The 21145-nt window shown below is 64.8% G+C and carries 22 protein-coding genes; 15 read left to right on the forward strand and 7 right to left on the reverse strand.

The genetic code is table 11. The annotated features are described in order from the left end of the window. Positions 1-173: 173 nt before the first annotated feature. Positions 174-767: a TetR family transcriptional regulator gene (locus tag ABZ827_RS10005; protein WP_357235315.1), complete on the forward strand. Its 594-nt coding sequence runs from the start codon at positions 174-176 to the stop codon at positions 765-767. A 185-nt stretch (positions 768-952) separates the two neighbouring features. On the opposite strand, the gene ABZ827_RS10010 is transcribed toward ABZ827_RS10005, so the two are convergent. Both ABZ827_RS10010 and ABZ827_RS10015 read right to left on the reverse strand, forming a co-directional pair. Continuing rightward, positions 953-1945, reverse strand: coding sequence for an LLM class F420-dependent oxidoreductase (locus ABZ827_RS10010; RefSeq protein ID WP_357235318.1), 993 nt, complete (start codon positions 1943-1945; stop codon positions 953-955). A 146-nt stretch (positions 1946-2091) separates the two neighbouring features. Further along, positions 2092-3165: a class I SAM-dependent methyltransferase gene (locus ABZ827_RS10015; RefSeq protein WP_357235320.1), complete on the reverse strand. Its 1074-nt coding sequence runs from the start codon at positions 3163-3165 to the stop codon at positions 2092-2094. 404 nt (positions 3166-3569) lie between these two features. Here ABZ827_RS10015 and mgtE point away from each other — a divergent pair, with 404 nt between their 5' ends. The 3 genes from mgtE to ABZ827_RS10030 all read left to right on the forward strand — a co-directional run bounded on the left by mgtE (position 3570) and on the right by ABZ827_RS10030 (position 6718). Next, positions 3570-4934, forward strand: a complete 1365-nt coding sequence (gene mgtE, locus ABZ827_RS10020; RefSeq protein ID WP_357235323.1) for a magnesium transporter — start codon at positions 3570-3572, stop codon at positions 4932-4934. A 186-nt stretch (positions 4935-5120) separates the two neighbouring features. Further along, positions 5121-5387 carry a hypothetical protein gene (locus ABZ827_RS10025; RefSeq protein ID WP_357235325.1) on the forward strand — a complete coding sequence of 89 codons (267 nt, stop codon included), beginning with the start codon at positions 5121-5123 and terminating at the stop codon, positions 5385-5387. A gap of 359 nt (positions 5388-5746) precedes the next feature. Next, positions 5747-6718 (forward strand): EamA family transporter, encoded by a 972-nt coding sequence (locus ABZ827_RS10030; protein ID WP_357235328.1) that lies wholly within the window; start codon positions 5747-5749, stop codon positions 6716-6718. A gap of 199 nt (positions 6719-6917) precedes the next feature. On the opposite strand, the gene ABZ827_RS10035 is transcribed toward ABZ827_RS10030, so the two are convergent. Further along, on the reverse strand, positions 6918-7448 hold the full coding sequence (locus ABZ827_RS10035; RefSeq protein WP_357235332.1) for an RDD family protein: 531 nt from the start codon (positions 7446-7448) through the stop codon (positions 6918-6920). After that, the gene (locus ABZ827_RS10040; RefSeq protein WP_357235335.1) at positions 7438-7635 is read right to left on the reverse strand and encodes a hypothetical protein; all 198 of its coding nucleotides are present in this window, start codon (positions 7633-7635) and stop codon (positions 7438-7440) included. The genes ABZ827_RS10035 and ABZ827_RS10040 overlap by 11 nt, the downstream gene beginning before the upstream one ends. A gap of 348 nt (positions 7636-7983) precedes the next feature. On the opposite strand from ABZ827_RS10040, the gene ABZ827_RS10045 reads away from it, so the two are divergent. From ABZ827_RS10045 to ABZ827_RS10060, 4 genes are all read left to right on the forward strand, one after another. Then, complete coding sequence (locus ABZ827_RS10045) at positions 7984-8532, forward strand: DUF3558 domain-containing protein (RefSeq protein WP_357235338.1); 549 nt, start codon at positions 7984-7986, stop codon at positions 8530-8532. A 64-nt stretch (positions 8533-8596) separates the two neighbouring features. Continuing rightward, positions 8597-9040, forward strand: a complete 444-nt coding sequence (locus ABZ827_RS10050; RefSeq protein ID WP_357235341.1) for a hypothetical protein — start codon at positions 8597-8599, stop codon at positions 9038-9040. Continuing rightward, on the forward strand, positions 9037-10194 hold the full coding sequence (locus tag ABZ827_RS10055) for a hypothetical protein (RefSeq protein WP_357235343.1): 1158 nt from the start codon (positions 9037-9039) through the stop codon (positions 10192-10194). Before ABZ827_RS10050 ends, ABZ827_RS10055 begins: the two co-directional genes overlap by 4 nt. A gap of 126 nt (positions 10195-10320) precedes the next feature. Beyond that, on the forward strand, positions 10321-11094 hold the full coding sequence (locus ABZ827_RS10060; RefSeq protein WP_357235345.1) for an ESX secretion-associated protein EspG: 774 nt from the start codon (positions 10321-10323) through the stop codon (positions 11092-11094). Between the two features lie 90 nt (positions 11095-11184). Here ABZ827_RS10060 and ABZ827_RS10065 read toward each other — a convergent pair whose 3' ends face one another. Both ABZ827_RS10065 and ABZ827_RS10070 read right to left on the reverse strand, forming a co-directional pair. Beyond that, a complete protein-coding gene (locus ABZ827_RS10065) occupies positions 11185-11772 on the reverse strand; it encodes a hypothetical protein (RefSeq protein WP_357235348.1) in 588 nt (195 codons plus the stop codon). Continuing rightward, the gene (locus ABZ827_RS10070) at positions 11769-11927 is read right to left on the reverse strand and encodes a hypothetical protein (protein WP_357235350.1); all 159 of its coding nucleotides are present in this window, start codon (positions 11925-11927) and stop codon (positions 11769-11771) included. Before ABZ827_RS10070 ends, ABZ827_RS10065 begins: the two co-directional genes overlap by 4 nt. Before the next feature lie 480 nt (positions 11928-12407). Here ABZ827_RS10070 and ABZ827_RS10075 point away from each other — a divergent pair, with 480 nt between their 5' ends. The 6 genes from ABZ827_RS10075 (at position 12408) to ABZ827_RS10100 (ending at position 18512) form a co-directional block, all read left to right on the forward strand. After that, positions 12408-13283, forward strand: coding sequence for a helix-turn-helix transcriptional regulator (locus tag ABZ827_RS10075; RefSeq protein ID WP_357235353.1), 876 nt, complete (start codon positions 12408-12410; stop codon positions 13281-13283). Between the two features lie 2 nt (positions 13284-13285). Then, positions 13286-13492 carry a DUF397 domain-containing protein gene (locus tag ABZ827_RS10080; protein WP_357235912.1) on the forward strand — a complete coding sequence of 69 codons (207 nt, stop codon included), beginning with the start codon at positions 13286-13288 and terminating at the stop codon, positions 13490-13492. A 141-nt stretch (positions 13493-13633) separates the two neighbouring features. After that, positions 13634-15118 carry a serine/threonine-protein kinase gene (locus ABZ827_RS10085; protein WP_357235356.1) on the forward strand — a complete coding sequence of 495 codons (1485 nt, stop codon included), beginning with the start codon at positions 13634-13636 and terminating at the stop codon, positions 15116-15118. A gap of 129 nt (positions 15119-15247) precedes the next feature. After that, complete coding sequence (locus ABZ827_RS10090) at positions 15248-16885, forward strand: serine/threonine-protein kinase (protein WP_357235359.1); 1638 nt, start codon at positions 15248-15250, stop codon at positions 16883-16885. Positions 16886-16904: 19 nt separating this feature from the next. Next, on the forward strand, positions 16905-17423 hold the full coding sequence (locus tag ABZ827_RS10095; protein WP_357235361.1) for a hypothetical protein: 519 nt from the start codon (positions 16905-16907) through the stop codon (positions 17421-17423). 333 nt (positions 17424-17756) lie between these two features. Beyond that, a complete protein-coding gene (locus ABZ827_RS10100) occupies positions 17757-18512 on the forward strand; it encodes a hypothetical protein (protein ID WP_357235363.1) in 756 nt (251 codons plus the stop codon). A gap of 27 nt (positions 18513-18539) precedes the next feature. Here ABZ827_RS10100 and ABZ827_RS10105 read toward each other — a convergent pair whose 3' ends face one another. Continuing rightward, positions 18540-19556 (reverse strand): MsnO8 family LLM class oxidoreductase, encoded by a 1017-nt coding sequence (locus tag ABZ827_RS10105; RefSeq protein ID WP_357235367.1) that lies wholly within the window; start codon positions 19554-19556, stop codon positions 18540-18542. A 269-nt stretch (positions 19557-19825) separates the two neighbouring features. On the opposite strand from ABZ827_RS10105, the gene ABZ827_RS10110 reads away from it, so the two are divergent. Then, positions 19826-20962, forward strand: coding sequence for a class I SAM-dependent methyltransferase (locus ABZ827_RS10110; protein ID WP_357235369.1), 1137 nt, complete (start codon positions 19826-19828; stop codon positions 20960-20962). The last annotated feature ends 183 nt before the right edge of the window (positions 20963-21145 follow it).

Raw genomic sequence — 21145 nt, forward strand, 5'->3', positions numbered from 1 at the left:
AGAGGGGGAGTACATCCTCCCCGAAGCGGAGATCACCCCCTCGAGGGTGTGGGGGATTGGCCGTTCATCGATAATCCGCAGGCGTTTCTGGCACGGCTGACGGCGTTCTTCCACAGGCACGTCCGAACCGTCGACTGACACGACTGTGGCAGATATGTCGTAGAGTCACGGCTGTGCCGGATGTATCCGCGGGCCCGTCAGCGCGTCAGGTCGAACTGCTCGAAGCGGCTTACCGGTACGTGCTCGCCCACGGGCTGACGGATCTCTCCCTGCGCCCCCTGGCCAGGTCGATCGGGTCCAGCACCCGCGTCCTGACCTATCTTTTCGGCAGCAAGGACGGGCTGGTGCGAGCGCTGCTGGCTCGCGCCCGCATCAGCGAACTCGACCTACTCGCCGGTCTGGAAAGCGAACTCCCGCGGCAGGTGACGTCCGACGACAGCCGGCTCGAGCAGACTGCCGAGCTGCTGTGGACTTGGCTGTCGGCGCCCGAACACCGGAGCCTGCTCACGCTGTGGCTCGAAGCCTACTCGCGCTCTCTGGTCGAGCCCGGGGGATCCTGGGCCGGATTCGCGCGGGCGACCGTGACAGATTGGCTCGACGTGCTGGCGCGCGCACAACCGGGGCATATCCGGGATACCGACGAGGGCCGGGCGCAACGTACCCGGGTGCTGGCCCTGCTCCGGGGCGCCCTGCTGGACCTGCTCGCCACCGGCGATATCGACCGCACCGGCGCCGCGGTGACACCGCTGTTCGACTCCCGGACCTGAACTACCGCGCACCGGGAGCGTCCGGGCACGGGCGGACACCGCGCCTGTTCCGACCGGCGTCGCCGGGTGGTCCCGGGCGGGGAAACCGGGGATGCCGAGGGAACTCGGGGCTGTTCGGGCCGGCGGAGCGCTGCGGACGATCGGGCGGATCCCGGTATCCGCCCTTGACGCCTCCGCGGGCTCGGTCAGGTAAGCGCCGGGATGACCTCACGTTCGAAGAGTTCGATCCCGCTTGTGTCGTAGGCCGCTTCCGGGAAGTTGAGAATTGTGTAGCCCAGGCCGAGGTCGCGGAGCGCGGACAGCTTCTCCACGATCTGTTCGGGCGTACCGACGGCCGCGCCGCCGTTGTACAGGTTCTCGACGAAACCGCCGGCCTTCTCCGCCCCGAGCACCGGCGCGAGACGCGCGGCATGCTCGGTCTTGCGCTGTTCGACCTCGCCCTCGGTGGCGCCGATCGCGACATTGAAATTGGCGCTGCGAACGATCGCATCGAAATCGGTGCCGACGTCGGCGCAGTGGTCGCGCAGGATCTCCGATTTGCGGGTGAACTCCTCGGGATTACCGGCGAAGTTGGTGTAGTTCGCGTATTTCGCGGCGATCCGCAGGGTCTTCTTCTCGCCGCCGCCGGCGATCCACAGCGGGATACCGCCCTCCTGCACCGGAAGCGGGCGGACGATCGCGCCGTCGACCTGGTAGTACTTGCCGTCCAGGGTGGCGGTGCCCGAACTCCACGCCTGCCGGAAGATCTGCACGCCCTCGTCGAGGCGGCCCAGCCGTTCACCCGCGGTGGGGAACCCGTACCCGTAGGCCCGCCATTCGTGCTCGTACCAGCCGCCGCCGATCCCCATTTCGGTGCGTCCGCCCGAGATCAGGTCGACGGTCGCCGCGACCTTGGCCAGATAGGCCGGGTTGCGGTAGCTCATCGCGGTACACATCTGACCCAGCCGCACCCGCGATGTAGTGGCCGCGAACGCCGACATCAGGCTCCACGCTTCGTGGGTGGCTTCCTCGCTGGGCTCCGGAACGGTGTGGAAATGGTCGTACACCCACAGTGATTCCCACACCGGATTCGCGTCGGCGCGTGCCGCGAGACCCCGCATCACCTCCCACTGTGCGGCGGGTTCGATTCCCACCAGATCGAGCCGCCATCCCTGCGGGATGAAGATTCCGAAGCGCACAGCACTCTCCTCAGTTGTCGGGCCCGGGGGCCGATACGAGACACTTCACCCTCCACTCTGTCGGCCGGCGGCCCGGCGGGCAACGGTTCGTCGCCGGACGCGCTGAATTCCCGGCCGGTCCACACTTCCCGGATCGCCCGGGTCGCTCAACCGAGCCGGTAGAAGCGCCAGAAGCCGAAATCCTCGATGGGCAGGACCTCGAACGAGGTGAAACCCGCTTCGAGCGCGTACCGGCGCAGTGTCTCCGGGCGCATCACGGTGCCGGTTCCGGCGCTCGGCGGGCTCGACATACCGTCGGGCAGGCAGACGAAGAGGCTGAAGCCGTACATGAGCCGTTCCAGCTCGTCGCCATCGGGCGCGAAATCCGGCGCCACCGCCTCGTCCATCACCACCAGGAATCCACCGGGAGCCAGGGCCCGCCGCACCGCCGCCAGCACCTCGACCGGGCGCGGCATATCGTGCACACATTCGAAGGCGAAGGCGATATCGAAACCGCCCGCCGGTAGCTCCGCGGCGTCGGCGACCTCGAAACGTATCCGCTCGGCGAGGCCGGCCGCGGCGGCGTTGCGCACGGCCATCCGCACCGACGGCGCGTCGATATCCACGCCGCGCACCTGTGCCCGCGGGTAGGCGCGCGCGAGCGCGATCGCGGACCAGCCCGCACCACAGCCGATATCGAGAACCCGGGCCGCGGGGGCGCCCAGGGTCGCCTCCAGTGCCGGGACCCCGGCCAGGGCGCCTGCGAGCCGGTGCTCGTACCAGGGCCGGTTACCGTCGGCCTGGGCTTCGCGGGCGTCGTCGCCGAGATCGTCCCAGCTCACTCCGTTACCGGTGCGGTAGGCCTCGAGCAGTTTCGGCAGTACGGGCCCGGTCGCGCCGAACAGCCGCGTGAACGGCGCCAGATAGTTGAGGCTGTGTTCATCGGTGAGCACTTCGGCGGTCGCCGGCGGGATGGCGAAGACGCGCTCACCGGGGCTCCCGTCGCGGTGTACGGTCAGCAATCCGGTCACCGCCTGCTGTTCCAGCCATTCCCTGGCATACCGCGGATGGGTCGCGGTGCGTTCGGCCAGTCCGGTGGCTGTCGCCGGGCCGTCGTCGGCAAGGCTGCGGTACCAGCCCAGCCGGTCGCCGACGAATATCGCCAGCATATCGACCGCTCCGAGCACGGTGTGGAAGACCCGGTCGGCCACCGCCGCCGCGGCGTCCCTCTCGGTATCCATGCCGCAACTATCCTCCGCCGCTGGCGAATTGTCAGCTACCGAATCCTCGCTGCCGGCTACGGCGGTACGGGCAGAGAGCGCCGCGGGACACGCCCGGGCGTGTGAAACGCCGTGTGATCAACATTGCGATGCGGACATCCCGCCGATGGGATGTATCCTGCTGAGGAATGCATTCGCATTCATCGAGCTATTTATCGGATGAGCAGCGTGCTCCGGCGCGCGGCGGCTACGAGAGGGAGGTGGGGATGCAAATGCGCAGTGAACCTCCCAGTCGAAGGCCGCGCGGCGCCGTCCGTCCGCGTTTCCGCTAGCAGCGACTGCCGGCGGAGCGGCTCGGCTCGGCGCCTCGCGGTGTGACTTCATTTCGAATCACTCGCTACTCAACGCTGTGCCGAGGACTTCTCATGTCGCAGATCGAACTCATCGAAGCGCCGACGACGCTGTCGGAATCCCTCCAGAATGTTGTCGAAAGCCATCGCGTCGACGCCGCATTGCACTGGCTGGACAACCATCCGCCGCACGTCATCGCCGATGAACTCGCCCGTATGGACGCGGTCGAGGCCGGGGTGGCGTTCCGTCTGCTGGACAAAGATCTGGCACTCGCGGTGTTCGAGGAACTCGAACCCGTCGATCAGCAGCAGATCCTGCAGGGCCTGCGCGATCAGAGCTTCCGCGAACTCGTCGAGGGGATGGCCCCCGACGACCGGGCGCGCATGCTGCGCGAAGCACCCGCCAAGGTCGCGAAGAAGGCGCTGGCCGGGCTGAGCCCGCGCGAGCGGCGGATGACCGCCGCGCTGCTGGGCTACCCCGAGGGTTCGGTCGGGCGGTACATGTCGCCGGAGGTCGTCGCGATCCCGGGCACCCTGAGCGTCGCCGACGCGCTGCGTACCGTGCGGGCCAAGGGCGGAAACGCCGAAACCGTCTACACGCTGCCCGTGGTCGACTGCGGCCGCCGGTTGCAGGGCATCGTCGAACTGCGTGAGCTGGTGCTCAGCGGTCCCGACACGATGGTCGCGGATCTGGTCGTCACCGAACCCGCGTTCGTCCGGGCCACCGATTCGGCGGAGAAGGCCGCGCGGTTGATGCGTGAGACGAACGACATCAACATGCCGGTGGTCGACAGCGAGGACCGGCTGGTGGGGTTGCTCACCATCGACGATGCGGTCGAGGTGATCGAGGCGGCCGATAGCGAGGACGTCGCCAAGCAGGCGGGTTCGGCGCCGTGGGAAGGCCACTATATGGCGGCCGGGGTGTTCCAGCTGGCCCGCTACCGCGCGCTGTGGCTGATGCTGCTGCTGGTAGCCGCCACGCTCACGGTCAGCGTGACCGGTTTCTTCGAGGCCACGCTCGAACAAGCCGCGCAGCTGGCGCTGTTCATTCCGCTGCTGATCGGTGCCGGCGGTAACGCGGGTGCTCAGGCCGCCACGGCCTGTGTGCGTGCGGTAGCGGTGGGTGAGGTGCGCGGCGGAGATCTCTTCAAGGTCATCTGGCGTGAGTGCCGGGTCGGTCTGGTGCTGGGTTCGATGCTGGCGGTCGTCGGTCTGGTGATCGGGGGCGTGTTCGTCGGGCCGAAGGTCGCGGTGGTCGTCGGAGTCACGCTGGTACTGATCTGCGCCTGGGCCGCCACCATCGGCGGCACCATGCCGCTGCTGGCCAAGCGGCTGCGAATCGACCCGGCCGTGGTATCGGCGCCGATGGTCACCACCCTGGTGGACGCCACTGGTCTGATCATCTACTTCACCACCGCGAAACTGGTCCTGGGGATCTGAGCAATGTCGACCTCACGGTGAGTACTCCATTCGCAGGTCGGCGACCGGCGAAATGCGAAGTGATCGTTCGGGCGAGTTGGCCGAATCCACATCGCACTCCTATTCGCCGCAGAATTTGCGGTGAATAGGGGGGGGAGTATCACCGCACGGTGTGACGTCCAGATCTGTCTCTTGCTACCTGTTCATGTGGCGCAGCGCCTGTTGATCGAGACCAATCCGGACCTGCTGGGGTTCGTTGTCGTCGACTACCCCCGGCGTTTCCGCGAGATGGTCACGGATGCCGTCGCCGCGGAAACAGCTTCAGAGCGTGCGGGTCTCGCGGACAATATGGCCCGGACTTTGCTGAGCACTGCCCGCGGCATCAAACATGAGGCAGCGACGCGGGAAGAGTTCGTCACGCGACTGGAGATCGGCATCGACCTTCTCATGCGGGCCCTCGAATCTGGCACCTGACCCGGACCCGGAAACCGAGAAGCTCCGGGCGAGTTGACAACTCGGTTAGCATCGCAGCTGCTGGAAGAGGAAGAATGTGGTCGTCGGTTGAGTGGTCTGCTCTTCGCCGGGTGAGGCCCCGGCTCTCGCTCGGCCCGCACCACATTCCGCCCGGTGCACCGCAGACACGAACACGATGAGGAGGCCGCAACCGGACCGCCGGGCCGCATACCCGGGTCATGGGTCGGCTCGACGGGTCGAATAGCGCCGATTCGGCGTTCGGGTCAGGACCTCGGGCGACCCTTTCCATTGCAACACCTGATGCCAAAACGATACCTGGCGGTCTGTTGTTAGTTGACGTAGCTACATAACATCGCGTCGTGATAGTTGCTTCGCCTCCCACGGTCAGTTCGCGCTTCACCGCCCAGGGCCGGAGCAGACAACCGCTGCCCGAGAATGTTTCCGCGCTGATGTTCGTCCTCCTGGCCATGGTCAGCGTGCAGTTCGGTTCGGCGGTAGCGAAACACCTGATCGAATCCGTCGGCTCTTTCACCGCGGCATGGCTGCGGATTCTGCTGGCCGGAACCATTGCGCTGTTCCTCTGGCGGGCATCGCTGCGCGTCGACCGGAAGGCATTGCCCTATGTAGTCGGTCTCGGAATCGCCGTCGCCGGAATGAATCTCAGCTTCTACGCGGCCATCGAACGAATCCCACTGGGCATGGCGGTCACCATCGAATTCCTCGGCCCGCTCACGGTCGGACTCCTTGCCGGACGGCGGCCGATCAATGCCGTGTGGGTGGCACTGGCCGGTGTCGGCGTGCTACTGCTCATGGATTCCGGCGGCTCCCACTCGTGGATCGGAGTCGGCCTGGCCGTGCTCTCCGGTGTCGGCTGGGGCAGCTATATCGCGTTCAGTGATCTCGTGGCCCGGCACACCACAGGTCACAGCGGGCTGGCGCTGGCAATGGGACTGGGTGCGGTGGCGGCCGTTCCGATGCTGCTGACCGGGGCCGGCAACATCACCTTCACGTGGTGGCTCCTGGTCGGAGTACTGGCGGTGGCGGCGCTCTCCTCGCTCATCCCGCATGCGGTCGAACTCAGCGCTCTGCGGCGTATGGACGCTTCGGCATTCGGGGTCCTGATGAGCCTGGAACCGGCGCTCGCGGCCGTCGTCGGCCTGGTCCTGCTCGACCAGGACCTGCAGGCGGTCCAATGGGCGGGTATCGGTCTCGTGGTGCTCGCCAGCGCGGGTGCGACACACCTGTCCAGCCGCGTTGATCCGGCACGTCGGGACAGTGAACCAACCCCGCTGTCCGTCCCCGCCACGAACGCCCTGCCCCGCAACAGATAGTCGCCGCCGACGATTGACCGCTACACAACGCGTTCGTGACGACCGCTACTCGACCAGTTGATCGAGTACGCCGAGCGCCTCGATGGCCGTGTCGTTGATGAACCCGCACGGATCGAGCGATCCGACCTCGTCCCGCCAGATCAGGTTGTCCAGGCCCCGCCTCAGGTTAAGGCGACTCCGTGGTGTGGTGAATTGCCGGTCAGCTCAGGCTGGTAACTATCTCCAGCGCGGCAAGAATTCCGATGAACCACTGTTTGATCAGCCTCCGAAGCGGCGGATACGTGCCGTCTTCCTGCCTCAGCCTGAGGCCGAAGAAGGCTTTACCGAGAGTGGTCCGGATCAGTCGCTGGATGAGTGTGCGGTGGATGAACGAAGCGGCGATACCGGCGAACACACCCGACATGACCGGATTCCACGGTGGTTCCGGGGAATGATCGAAGGTGTACCAGACTGCTGCGCCTACCGCGATATGCAACAGCATGTCCAGGAGGAAGCCAATCGTGACCAGCGTGTACCTGAGGGCCTTCGAGGAGTGGGTTGTCGCCCAACCACCCGCCATGAGGTCGTCTGTGATGTTCTCGGTGCCGGCACCGGTACTGCCGTCTGCGCGTATTTTATGTCTCCTGGGGTTCGCTGGGCGCTTGTCCAGGTTTACTGCTGAGTTCTCGGTGCCGGCTCCGGCCCCGTGAACTGCGGCGATGTTTCGGTGCTGTGTGCCGTCAGAGCGCAAGACTGAAACTCCCGTTATTCGGTAGTGGTTGCGGGAAGGTCACCGGCGCCGCCATATCGAGTACCACCCCGCGGGCATTGTCGAGTGCCCGGGTGCCGATGCTCGCCGGTCCCACATCGGCCATCGCCGTCAGCGCATCTTCGAGTATCTTCTGCGAATTACTCAGTCCGGTAAGAGTTTGCGCCAATGCGCAAATATCGCTCTGGAGCGGATTGGCCACCCCCGGCCCCCCTTCTGTTCCTGCCGAGTCGTTCGGCCGGACGATACCAGCGCTCCAGGGGCAGCCGATCTCGCCGTGCACGGCCGACCGCGCAGAGCCGCCTGATGTCCGGCCCGTCCTGGGCGTGCGAGTCCGGGTGCCGCGGCCGGTAGCTGATTGGCGTATAGGTGTGCCCGGCCCGGCCCGGGGCGGTGCGGCTGTTGCGGTGGTTTCTGAGCGCCGGTAACGTCTGAGCGAGCCGGCAGCAGGGGGCGGAGACGCCGGTCCTCCCCGGGGTCGGACGAGTGATGTCATCGGCGGTGGAGGTCGGCATTGGTGATCGCGGGGAAGCGGCGGCTGCTGATTGCGCTGGTCAGCGGGGTGGTGTTGGCGCTGACGGGGTGTGAATCGTCCACCGAGGGGGAAGCGGCCGAGTCGACTCCCGTTATGGCGCCGGATGCGCCTACCAGCTATGACCCGTGCACAGAAATCCCGCAAGCCGTGCTGGACTCGGAGAATCTCCGGAATAAGAACGACGATGACTTCAGCGGAGGCGGGGTCAAGTGGGAGGGATGTGGATGGGTGCAGCCAGATGGCTACGCAGTCGGCATCCAGACAACCAACCTCACATTGCCGATGGTGCGGGACAAGGGCTACCCCGGAACCGTTGAGTTCATCATCGGTAACCGTAAAGCGATTACTTCGCAACGGCAGAAAACTAACACCGATGCGTCATGCAACGTGAATGTTGAGATCAACGGTGGAAGCTTGGAATTCGGACTGAGTAACCCCCCATCCAATCGTAAGACCGGTCATCTCGATACGTGCGTTCTGGCTCGTGGCCTAGCCGAAAAGGTAGTCCCTGTAATTCCGGCTGGCGTGTGAATCGTGTAGGTCTGTTGTCTTGGGGAGGTAAGAAATTGTGAGTGAAGAACCTGCGCCTCGGCCGATGGCCAACTTGTTGAACGCGGCGAACGAAGGGCAGGTCTCTGTCCAGATGACGCCCGAGGAATTCATCTACCTGGACCGTGACTGTGAGACGTTCAAGTTGGCGATTCGTGATATCCAGCGTAGTGCGGAGCAGATATCGCAACAGGAAACCTGGGGCCTGGGCGAGGCCAACGACTCCTTGGTATCCGCTCGCGCGATGGTCGGGCGCTACAAGGTGAAAGCCAAAGGCGCACCGGATGGTAACGGTGTCTGGGAGATCATGGAGCAGCACTACCTGATCGTCGAGGACATCCAGAACGTCTACCGAACGATCCGCGATCGAATCATGCAAGCTGATGATGAATGGGCGGCCGCGTACAACTCGCTCAGCGCCGGCCTGCCCGAACGACCGCCTGTCGTGGTGGCCACCGGTCGTCCGCTACCTGATGGATCCACAGGATGAGCAACGTACCGGAATACGAGAACCCGATCATCGGGCTCGGCGGGGAACACCCGCTCGGTTGGGACCACGAGAAAATCAAGAATGCCTTCGACCCTTTGGTCGTCGACGATGCGAAAGCCCAGTCCGATAAGTACTGGGAGATGCGCGTGTCGTGGGAAGAGGGTGTGGAGACCTTCATCCGGTCCGTTCAAACCTCGCTCGCCCAGGCTTGGTCCGGCCCTGCCGCGGAGCAGTCCCGGCAGGCGATCAGCGATTACATCGAGAAGTATGCACGCCCGGTGACCCCCGCTCTGGAGGGGCTGTCCAACGGGGTTGCCGATGCTGTCAATGCCATTGTCGAAACGAAGAAGGGCATCGGCGACCCTTTGGATGTCACCGGCATTGACGGATTCTTCAATCGGATGATCAGCGACGACGAAGCCGAACGGCGAACGGCGACCGCTCGTACCGCGATGACTATCCACTATGTCGATCGGTTCGGTGTTCTCGACCACTCGGTTCCCGTCATTGCGATTCCGGTCGGGCCGACGACGACCACCGATATTCCCGCACCCCCGCCGGGCGGCTACAACACCGATACGGGTAACCCATCGACCACCACGTCGGGGAACCCGAACAGCACCACACCCGGCGGCGCCCCCAATGGTGAAACACCAGGGACCCCCGAGGATCCGCAAGGCGAGACTCCTGGTGACGACCAGACCGGTCAGCCCACGACCACGTCGCCCGGTGAGACCGCCACCACGCCTGCCGGCACCGAAACTCCGAGCACCACTCCCACGGTCCCGGCGAGTACTGCACCTGCCGGGGTAACCACCGGTCCCGGTTCGCCGGGCGGTACACCAGCGGGCACACCGGGAAGCCCTGGCTCTCCGGAAGCACCGGGCCCGGGCCGCACGGTTCCGGGCACTCCCGCCACCGGTCCGGGGGCCCCGACCGGTGCCGCGGCGGCCGCTGGTACAACGGCGGCGGGAACACGCGGTATGGGCGGTATGCCGATGGGCGCGGCGGGGGCCGGTCGCGGCGGTGGGCAGGACGACGAATCGAACCGTTCCGTGCCGGACTACTTGATCAATCAGGAGAACACCGACGAGCTGCTGGGTGAGATCCCGCCGACCATCGAGGGTGGTGTGATCGGCTCCAACCCCGAATAGGCTCAGTTCTTTCGGGTTCGGCCGACTACCGGCCGGTTCCCGGGTGTGTCTGTTCCGGCGCGGATACACACAGCAATTGCGCATCTGCCGGAATCGTTGTATCACATCTGATAGAGGGAACGAGAGATGTCCGAGTGGACTTGGGAACCGGATGATTTCGCGTCGCTGTGGTACAGCGACGCCTACGATCGGTTCCCCAGCCCGCTCCGCTACACCAGCCGGTTCGCGTTCAACGACGAATTCCGGGCACATCGTCTCGCGGTGCGGGAGCGCTATTCGCGGGAGGAGCGTGCGGCGATCCAGGTGGCGCTGGATACGCTGGGAAACTCGGGAATGCAGGTTGCGATATTCGGCGGCACCGTCGCGCACAAGCGCAGCACCGGGCGTGGTGATATGCGTAATTACCGGGTCGTCGGGGCCCGCACCGACGCCCATGCCGTGACATTCAGTCAGGCCGGGAACGCGGATGATTTCGGTTCGATCCAGGTGCGTTTGTTCCGTCCGGAGCATTTGGCGGCCCGCCTGGTCTCCGCGCTGCCCGGTTGCGCGCCGGGTTCCGCGGAGTCGGCGACCTTTCATCCCGATGATCTCGGGAAGCGTACGGAGCAGTTCGAAGATCGTCGCCGGACTCGTGCGCGCGACGCATACCGCCGCCTGCTCGGCCGCGAAGCCGATGGTGGAGGGTGCGCGGTCCTTCGGATCGGGCGGTACGACGCGGCCATGGATCCGGTTCGCAAATTGGAGTGGTACGACATCACCGGCGACGGCCGCTACACCGAACACCGTGGCACGCACGTGACGGTTAGACCCGCTACACCCGCCGAGTTCACCAGGCATTTCAGTACCTGGCTGGATTTCGCCTGGAACCGGTTGGAAGAGGAACGCGCCGACGCCTGGTGAGCTGCCCGGTAGCACTGGTTTCCGCTGCCCGGAATCCGACGTCGGCGCGGGAGCGTCGGCTGTTGGCCCCGTCTCGTTCAGCGACTGCGCTCACCGGGCCGAACTCGAATCCGGGCACGTAGTCCGCAGGCGCAGCAGTGCGGCATGGTTGTCGTCGTCGAGTGCGAGCGCCGCGGTCCACAGGGAAGCATCGAGGCTTTCGGGAATCCGCCAGTTCTCTGATGGGGTTGCGGGCAGCCGCAGGAGGATCGGGTCCAGGCCGGGCATTTGGCGGGGGACCACCGCCCACCACTGTCGGCCCGTCGCATCGATGGTGACCGCGGCGATGAGATCGTAGGCGGTGGGAAGCTGCTCGGCGGCGGCGCGGACCGGTGCCGGGATATGGCGGTTGCGGGGGAGGTCATCGAGTTGATCGGAGAAAACCGGGAACGTGAACCCGAAACCGAACATTCCGGGTCCGAGGATTTTGCGCAGGTACGCGGCCTTCAGATGTATCGGGTTGGGATCATCCGTGCCACGATCGCGGCCGAGATCCACCCCGACACAATCGGAGTGAACGATTTTACCGTCGAAAAGGAACCCGTACAGCATGGGCAGGAGCCCGGCGGGCATGGCGAGTAGATAGCGCGCGGTGATCTCCGCGACGGATTCGTCATCGGGATAGCGGATGGTGCTCATCCGGTGTGGCTCTCCGGTACGAGAGCCGCCCAGAACTCGTGCCGGATCGCATCCCACAGGCCGGCGTGCTCCGGGAAGCGTTCGCGCATATCCGCCAGATCCGGAATGCAGGCGCCGGTGGACAACTCCAGCGGCGAACCGGACACCAAGCGCACCTGGAGTATTCGAATGTGTTCGCGATCGTGACTCCAAGCCGCGAGCCAACCGCCGGCCTCGGTGTATCGGGTCGCCGGGGTCGCAACAGAGGGCGAGAGCCACCGGCCGCGCTCCTGATCCTCCCGTCGCTGGAATCGTCGGGGATCCCGAATCGGTGTACTGCCGGATGGAAAATGACCCGTTGCGAGCCTCGCGTGACCCTCGTGTTCATAGGTGACTGAGTGAACAGGCGCGGCATCAACGGGGGAGGGATCGGTTTGGCCGATACCGCAGATGCGGAGTAATACTCCTTTGCGCCAACGGCTTCCGTGTATCTCGGGCATGTGGTTATGTTGCTGCACGTCAGAGGCTTGGAATATCTCGACGAGGGGCCTTCGCAGGTTTGGTGTATCTGCCCAGCACGACTCTCAGGGCACGCCTACGATGATTCTCGACCTGAGAAACGCCGAGCGATTCCATTGAGAAACAGGGGAGGCGCTATGCCGAGCAAGGCGGATCTCAGCGGCACCACACTGCCGCGGCGGCAACTCGGGCGGGCGTTACGCGATGCCCGCCACGCGCTCGGGTCCACGCTGGACCAGGTAGCACGGGAGACCGAGTTCAGCCGGGCGACACTCAGCCGGATCGAGTTGGGTCAGTACGAGAAGATCAAGGTCCGGGAGGTCGAGTACCTCTGCCGTTATTACTGCTTGCCGCAGGAACGGACCGCATATCTGATGGCGATAGCGGCCGAATCGAATACCAAGGTTTGGTGGCAGAATTACCGGCACTTCGTTCACGAAGGTTTCAGTTCGTACCTCGAGCTCGAGTCGTACGCCACGGATCTCCGGTTCTTTCAACCGCTTGTCATACCAGGAGTGCTGCAAACAGCGGACTATGCCCGGGCCGTGTACCGCGCTTACGCTCCTGACGATCCGGACTCTGCGATCGACTTGCGCGTGGAAATGCGCATACAGCGGCGTACGCGACTGATGCAGCGGCGTTGGAAGGCGAGGCTCGAGTTCTTGTTGCATGAGAACGTCCTGCATACGGTGGTCGGCTCGCCGCGGATCATGGCCGCGCAGTGTCGGCACATCGCTGATATGAGCACTCAGGAAAATCTGGGCGTACGGGTGGTTCCCTTCACTGCTGGACTGCCGACGGGGGATGTAGTTCCACCATTCATCGTTCTCGACTTTCCGGACAGTGAGCCGTCCGTAGTGCACTCCGAAGGCGCAATCGGTTCGATGACCTTCGAAGATACGGCTGATGTGGAGCGATTCCGGTCGCTCTACGACTCGCTTCGGGTCGCAACCCTCGATGAGGTGTGTTCGCGTGACCGAATCAGGAAAATAGCAAGGAGATACGAGCAGTGACCATGAGTCTATCGGGTGCCCAGTGGTTCAAGTCGTCGTACAGCGGGGGAGGGGGAGATTGCGTCGAGGTTGCTTGGCTGGAACAGGGCCACGTCGGTATCCGTGACTCCAAGAACCCCACTGGACCTTCACTGATGTTCAGCCCGGCAGAATGGGCGGCTTTCACCGGCAGGATGAAGGGACGCGGGGGCCTGCGGTTTCCGCGCTGATCAGCGTATTTCGAGCCATTTCAACGAACGTGTCTTCGCGGGTCGGCTCCAGCCTCGGTGCTGTCGTGCGGATCGATGTGCCTTTGGCCTTACTGCCGTGGCCGGAGGGGCGTCCATGCGGTACCGTCGGCACGTTTACAGGTGACAGAGGGAGTTGTGATGCTGGGGGCGGGTACCACCTTTGCCGGATACCAGGTGGAAGGGGTTCTGGGCCAGGGCGGGATGGGGACCGTATATCTTGCCCGGCATCCACGCCTGCCGCGCAGTGTGGCGCTGAAACTGCTGAACCGGGAGGTATCCACCGATCCCGAATTGGTCCGGCGGTTCGAGCGAGAGGCCGATGTCGTCGCCCAGCTGGAGCATCCCGGGATCGTGGGAGTGTACGACCGTGGTGCCGATGACGGACATCTGTGGATTGCTATGCAATATATCCGCGGTACCGATGCGGCGTCGTGGAAATCCGCGGGGCAGTCGCCCGCGTCCGTGGTGCGCCTGCTCACCGAAACAGCCTCGGCGCTGGACTACGCGCACAGCCGTGGGGTTCTGCACCGCGATATCAAACCGGCCAACATTCTGATCGCCGAGGCCGACGAGTTCCGCGAAACGCACGCGATTCTCACCGATTTCGGTATTGCGCGGCTCACCGACGCAAACAATACGAAGATCACAGCCACCGGAACCTTCACCGCGACCCTCGCCTATGGGTCACCGGAACAGTTGTCCGGGGATGATGTCGACCATCGCACCGACCAGTACTCGCTGGCGTGCACGTTGTTCGCGATGCTCGCCGGACAGCCGCCGTATGCGTCGACGAACCCGGGACAGGTCGTCATGGGGCATATTGCTCAGCCGGTGCCGGAGCTGACCGGATTCCGCACCGATCTACCCATCGCCATGAACACGGTGCTGGAACGGGCAATGGCCAAGAACCGTGACGAGCGGTTCGCCACCTGCGCCGAATTCACCGCCGCAGCCCTGGCCGCGCTCGAGGGCCGGCATATCGGGGCCGATCTCGCACGTTCGGCACCGACCGCACTGAATATGCAACCCAACAGCTACGGTGCCCCCAGCTCGCGACAGCCGTATGTGGGAGCCGCACCTCAGGCCTGGGATACGCCTATCGCGCAGTCTGCCCCATATGTGGACGACATCGATGATCCTGAAGTGCTCTTCGGTCCGGCGCCGCCGAAAGGCACGGCCCTCGCCGCAGGGATCGCAACACTCGTTATCGGGCTGGTATTCACAGGGTTTTTCCTTGTTCTCCTTGCTGTGACGATCAACGACTGGGAATCGATTCATACGGACAATGACTTCGCCCTTTTTGTGCTACTGGTAATTGTTTTCATGATGCTGATGTTCCTGTGGAGCACTGCGGGTTTCATGCTGTTGGCGGGCAGAAGAGCCGGGCGAGTACTGACCATCATCTGCTCCCTCATCGGCGCAATGTTCGGTTTCGGCGCGCTCACCTTCGGTGTGGTCTCCGGCCTCACCGTTCTGCCCTGCATCGTGATGTTCGGAATTCCCGGGGTCGTGTCGGCTATCGGCCTGATCTGTGCCTCGATGCGCACGACAGGGCAGTGGGTCGCATTTCGCACTGCCGTACGCATAGATAAGTACGGGTACTGACAGCCGGGGGTTTCGACGCTGGATCGGCAGCGATTGCCCAGCCGCGCCGGATACACCGGTGCCTCGGGCATTCCTCCTCGCCGACCAGAGGTGCCGAATGGGGAGGTGCGGTAGCGTCGATGCGTTCGTATGGTGATGGAGGGAGCGGCGGTGCTGGGGGTGGGTTCGGCCTTCGCCGGATATCGGATTCAAGGGGTCCTCGGCCAGGGCGGGATGGGGACCGTGTACCTCGCCCAGCATCCGCGGTTGCCGCGCAGTGTCGCGTTGAAGCTGTTGAACCGGGAGGTGTCCACCGATCCCGAACTGACCCGTCGTTTCGAGCGGGAAGCCGATGTCATTGCCCGGTTGGAGCACCCGGGGATTGTGGGGGTGATCGATCGGGGTGCCGACGACGGGCATTTGTGGATCGCGATGGAGTACGTTCGCGGGACCGACGCCGCGTCCTGGGATGCTTCCGCGCAGCCGCCCGCGACCGTGCTCGGGCTACTGGCCGGAGTTGCCTCGGCGTTGGACTACGCGCACAGCCGTGGGGTCCTGCATCGTGATGTGAAGCCGGCCAATATCCTGATCGCCCAGGGAGATGATTTCCGGGAAGCCCGGGCGGTGATCACCGATTTCGGTATCGCCGGGGTCGTCGACTCCACCGATACCAAAATTACCGCGACGGGTACGTTCACGGCGACGCTGGCCTATGGCTCGCCCGAACAGTTGTCCGGTGCTGTGGTAGATCACCGCAGCGACCAATACTCGCTGGCTTGTACGCTTTTCGCGCTGCTGGCCGGGCAGCCGCCGTATGCGGCGACGAATCCGGGGGAGGTCGTGGTCGGCCACCTCACCAAACCCGTGCCCCGGATCACCACAGTTCGCCCCGACCTACCCACGGCCCTGGACGCCCTCCTGGAACGGGCAATGGCCAAACAACGCGAGCAGCGTTTCCCCACCTGCACCGAATTCATCGCCGCGGCCCGCGACGCGCTCGAGGGCCGGCGTATCGCCGACACAGTCGATTACGCGCGTATCGCGCCTACCGCGCACAATTCCGCACCGGTCGGATACCGGCAGGCGGCCGAGGTGAATCCTCCTCATTCGGCGTGGCCGCCGCCCAACTCCGGGCCCGGTCCGATGCAATACGGGTCGGCGGCACCGGGCCCGGGCCGAGGAAGTCCGAACGGGCCCTACGCCCGGGCTCCCCGCAGGAGATCCCCGGTTGTGCCGGCAGTGATCATCGGCTTGGTTGTGGTCCTGATCTGTGTCGCTACAGCTGTTTCCATCGTCCTGTCCGCTGCCGCGGAAGACCCCTGGGCGGAAGCGCAAACCACACAGAACGCATTTCCCGATCTCGTTCCCGAAGCAGGCCCATCCGAGCCGGGCTGGCGTGAAGTGTCCTGTCGCTCCAGCGGTATCGATTCCGGCGAAATCACATGTCACCACGCGGGCAACGAAGTGATTGTCTTCGTCATCAAGGATTTCGGGGATCAAGCGGCTGTGGAGGCCGAGCTGGGATCCGATAAATTGCACAGCAGCGGCCTGGAACCGGAAATCGAGGACGTGAACAGGCCGGCGCCCAACCCGACGCTCGATATACCGGCGAAAATGACTGTGCCGTACGAATACTCATCGGTCAGAGGCGTCGACGGCTATAACGCCTTCTTCTCTTTCCCAGCCGACCGGGATCGGTCACGTTACCTGATCATGGTCAAGGCGCCCGGCCATACTGCTGACGAGCTACTCCGGGACTGGTGGTCCCAGGCCCCACTGGGCAAGTGATATTCCAAGAGGTGGATGTATGACGGGAGAACTTCGATACCTGGATGGCACGCTGCTCAACTTCCGAGATTTCGAATTCGGGCCGGGCGGCAGCTCCAACTATCAGTGGGTCGATATCAAAGTCTTCCGGATCGTCGCCGCGCCGGACGACCCGGCACTGCTTCGGTCGCTCATCGACACCGAGCAGTTCAGGGACGGCTATATCGGGGCCGGGGTGGAGCCCGCGGGCGTCGTCCACGGTCCGTACTTTCGTGAGTACATCTCCCCGGACTCGTACACTCGGGTCTCCGCCGGGTCCGTCATGGATCTGGTGACGACGTGGGTGAACAACTGCGGCGACGTCCCGGAGTCATTGTGGGGGGCGATGAATCGGTCGGTGTTCGAACCGGTACGCAGAGCGGACAGCCTTTTCCGTCTTCGGAAGCTCGACCCTTCCGCGGTTGTCGACTACGGACCGATCCACACCGAATTCCATGAGGTTGTGACGATCGACCGAACCGAACGCATCGTCCGACTGATAGTCGCCGCCGACGATTGACCGCTACACAACTCGTTCGTGAGGACTCCTACTCGACCAGCTGATCGAGTACGCCACGCAGGGACCGGGTGTCGTCGAGTACTGATGATCGCGACGCGGTGCTGTTATCCGCCGGGTCCAGGAGCGACCAATTGAATCTCTGCCTTCGCCCGTGCAGTCGTCCATGACCCTAAGGTCACGACGCGCCGACTATGCTGGTTGCGATCGGTGTTGAACTGGGCGGAGGGGCGATGGCCATCGACTCACAAAACGCGACGCCGCCGATAGTTGATGGTTAAACCATTGCTGAGCGGGTGCGAAGGCGGTATACCCCGTGATCGTCGAGGCGACCAGGTGCTCTTTGCGTCGCCGGTGGCGTCGGACAGCGCGAACTTCCGCCCCGTCGGTGAGGTACTCGACGGGCTGGACGGGGTATTCGCGCGGGCGAAGCGACCGGGGCGTATCGATGCCTGCCCCTGCTGCCTACGCCCCGACAAGATCGAGGTGCTGCTGCGTCGGCCGCGAAAGATGTTGAGTGCCGACGATATTCGGCAGTATGCGACTGTTGCGATGCTGGGGGCGGGGTCGGCCGCGGACCTGCGGTATTTCACGCCGCGCATCCTGGAGCTGTGCCATACCGGGGAAATGGACTTTCCCGATATCGAAATCGTGTACGACCATATGCGCCGCGCGGACTGGGAATCGTGGCCCGAGGCGCCGGCCATCGTCGAGTTGATGAACGCGTTGTGGGCCGAAGTCCTCGCCCGCTACCCGGATTCCGACGATCCCGGTGTGCTCTTGTGTGCATTCGGGACAGCAACGGGCAGTGTCGTGCCGAACCTCGCGAGTTGGTCGTGTCTCGAGACCGCGGCTGCCGTGCACAGCCTCCGGGATTTCCTGTCCGATCATGTGGTGCTGCGGCACGGCACGCTTGTCCCGGACAATCCCTTCTGGGATACCGCCGGAAACGCGCACCACGAGGTGGTGCGGTGGCTCAACGGTGGCGAAGCCGGGCGCGCAGTGGACCGGATACTGGCACGCGGAACGGATGATCACGATCTGTCGCGTTCGCTTGTCGAGTCACGTGCCGTGCTTTCGGGGTGCGCCTGAGGTCTGCCTCGGTTCGGTGTGCCGGCGTCACGGCCGGGCACCGATACTTGCGTTGCTGACGAAGGTGTTCGTGGACTCGTTCCGGAGGGAGGAGAGGAACTCGTCGATACTGCTGACGTCGTCGCGATCGTAGGTGCTGACGCTCGCGAGGATTTCGGAGGCGCCTGTCCGGTCGAGCAGATCCGTGAGTGAGTTCGCTACCTGATCAGGGGTGCCTGCCACGGCCGTGTCCATCCAGGCGTGCACGGCATCGATCTTCTTCGTGCTGCCTGTGCTGTTGACCAGCCGGCGCACTTCCTCGATGGGCCGCAGCGCGCGGAACTCGCCGACATCCCGGGAATCGGCATATGCCCACGCCTCCGGTAGCAGGAGGTCGCGGGCATGTTCGGTGGTCGCCGCGACGGAGATATCGACACTCACCATGAGGTACGGATCCGGTGTGAACGGGCTGGGACGGAAGTTCCGGAAATAGGCGTCGATCCTCTCGGCGTCCCGAATGAGTGGACCCCCGATCACCGCGGGCAGCCCCAGTTCGGCGGCGAGAGACAGACCATTCCGGCCGGCGAGCAGGAAAACCGGGGGAGGTTCGACGCGGGGCCTGACCGTGATATCGGCGCGTCCGTCCAGATAGGACCGGATCTCCTCGATATCGGCCGCGTACTCGCCCGCACGCAGGACCGTCCGGCCCAATGCCCGCCGGACCGGGGCGGTGAATCCGAGCGAGCCGCCGAGGCCGATATCGACTCTGCCGGGATACAGCGCCTCCAGGAGGAGTGCCTGCTCGGCGATCACCAGTGGGCTGTGGTTGGGGACCATGATCCCGCCGGTGCCGAGGCGGATACCGCGAGTGCGCGCGCCGATCGCCGCGAGCAGCAGGGTGGGGGCCGCCCCGGCGATACCGGGGACCGCGTGATGCTCGGCAGTCCAGAACCGGTGGAAGCCGAGGTTCTCCGCGTGCACTGCTCGTTCGACGGTTGCCATCACCGCGTCGGAATCGGTTTCACCGCTGCGCGTCCGTGCACGGTCGAGCAGAGAGATACGCATGCGGTTTCCAACCTCCAGGCCGGCCGGACGATTCCCGGAACCTCACCTACCAGCGCAATTCCCCGGCCGGGTGAGTGTGTGGGATCATGGCGGTTCACGACGGAGGGAATCGACCGTGGTCATGGGCATGGTGCTGGGCGATCGGCGCCCGCGCTTCGACGCGGGAGCGCTGCGCCCTGTCCTCGTGCTGATCGACGGGTAATTCCTGCCGTACTCCTGCATCGAAGCGATGCCGACCCCAGGCACCTTCGTCTCCACAGGAGTACACCATGAGCACGATCAACTGGACCGAGAACGGATCGGCGTTCTCGGCGCGCTGGCATTCCGAGAACGCGTCGCCGGCGCCCACCCGCGTTGTGGTCGTCGACGACCGCACCACCGCGAACGCCGCTCACCGCCTGGCCCGGGCCGAGACCGGTCTGCTGTGGCGGGGTGATTTCCACAATGCCCGCCAGCTCAGCCGGGCTCTGGAACGTCGTCAGCAACGGAGTTCTCGCGCCGGGGCGGCCGGTGGGGATCCGGCGTCGCTGTTCGGCAGCCAGCGCGCGGCGCGGGCCGCGAGGGCCGAAATGCTCGGACGGCTGATGGTCGTACTGGAGCCCGGGTATTCCCTCGGGTTGCGGCGCGCGCCGGATGTGCGGCAGGCCTGCGATCACGCGTACGGTGCCGCCACCGAGGAGACGGCCGGGCGGATGTGCGTATCCCTACCCGAACTGCTCGGTGTGCTCAGCGCTTACCAGTGGCACTTGAAGGGCGTGGATATTCCCGCGCTCGACGCACGTATCCATCCGGACTACGGAGTGTTCTCGCCGGTCCGCGGTGAATACGTCGATCTCGTCGCCCGGGCGCCGATGCCGCCGGGTGTCGAGCAGCCGCTGGCATTCGATCTCGGTACGGGCACCGGGGTGCTGGCCGCGGTCCTCGCACGGCGCGGCGCTCAGGTGGTGGCCACCGATATCAATCGTCGTGCGGTAGCGTGCGCGGGCGCGAATCTGCGCCGCCTCGGCGCTGCCGCCCGGGCGCGGGTCATCGAGGCCGATCTGTGGCCGGACGGCCGAGCCGACCTGGTCGTATGCAACCCGCCCTGGCTCCCCGCCCAGCCGACCTCTGCCCTCGAACTCGGCATCTATGACCCCGGCTCCGATATGCTCCGCCGCTTCCTGAACGGTCTCCCGGACCACCTCACTCCCGGCGGAGAGGGATGGCTCGTGCTCTCCGACCTCGCCGAGCGCCTCGGCTTGCGGACCCGCGATGAACTCCTCACACACATCGCGGACGCAGGTCTCCGCGTAGCCGCCCGCTACGACACCTCGCCGCGGCATCCCCGAGCCACCGACGCTGCCGACCCGCTGCACGAAGCCCGGCGGCACGAAGTCACCTCTCTGTGGCGGTTGGTGCCGAGCTGATCAACTATGACTTCTGGCGAAGCGCAGACCACAGCAGTTGGCCGAGACCGGCACAGTTGTCCCAGTAGTGGGAAACCGATAGGGGTTATTCGTCGGCATGTAATACACACTGCGGCAATGTTTCTGGATTCGCGAACGATTCTTGTCAACTTCGATCACGTGGCGACCCCGGATACCCGCTGC

This window comes from Nocardia sp. NPDC019395 (genome assembly GCF_040632335.1).
Lineage (GTDB): Bacteria > Actinomycetota > Actinomycetes > Mycobacteriales > Mycobacteriaceae > Nocardia.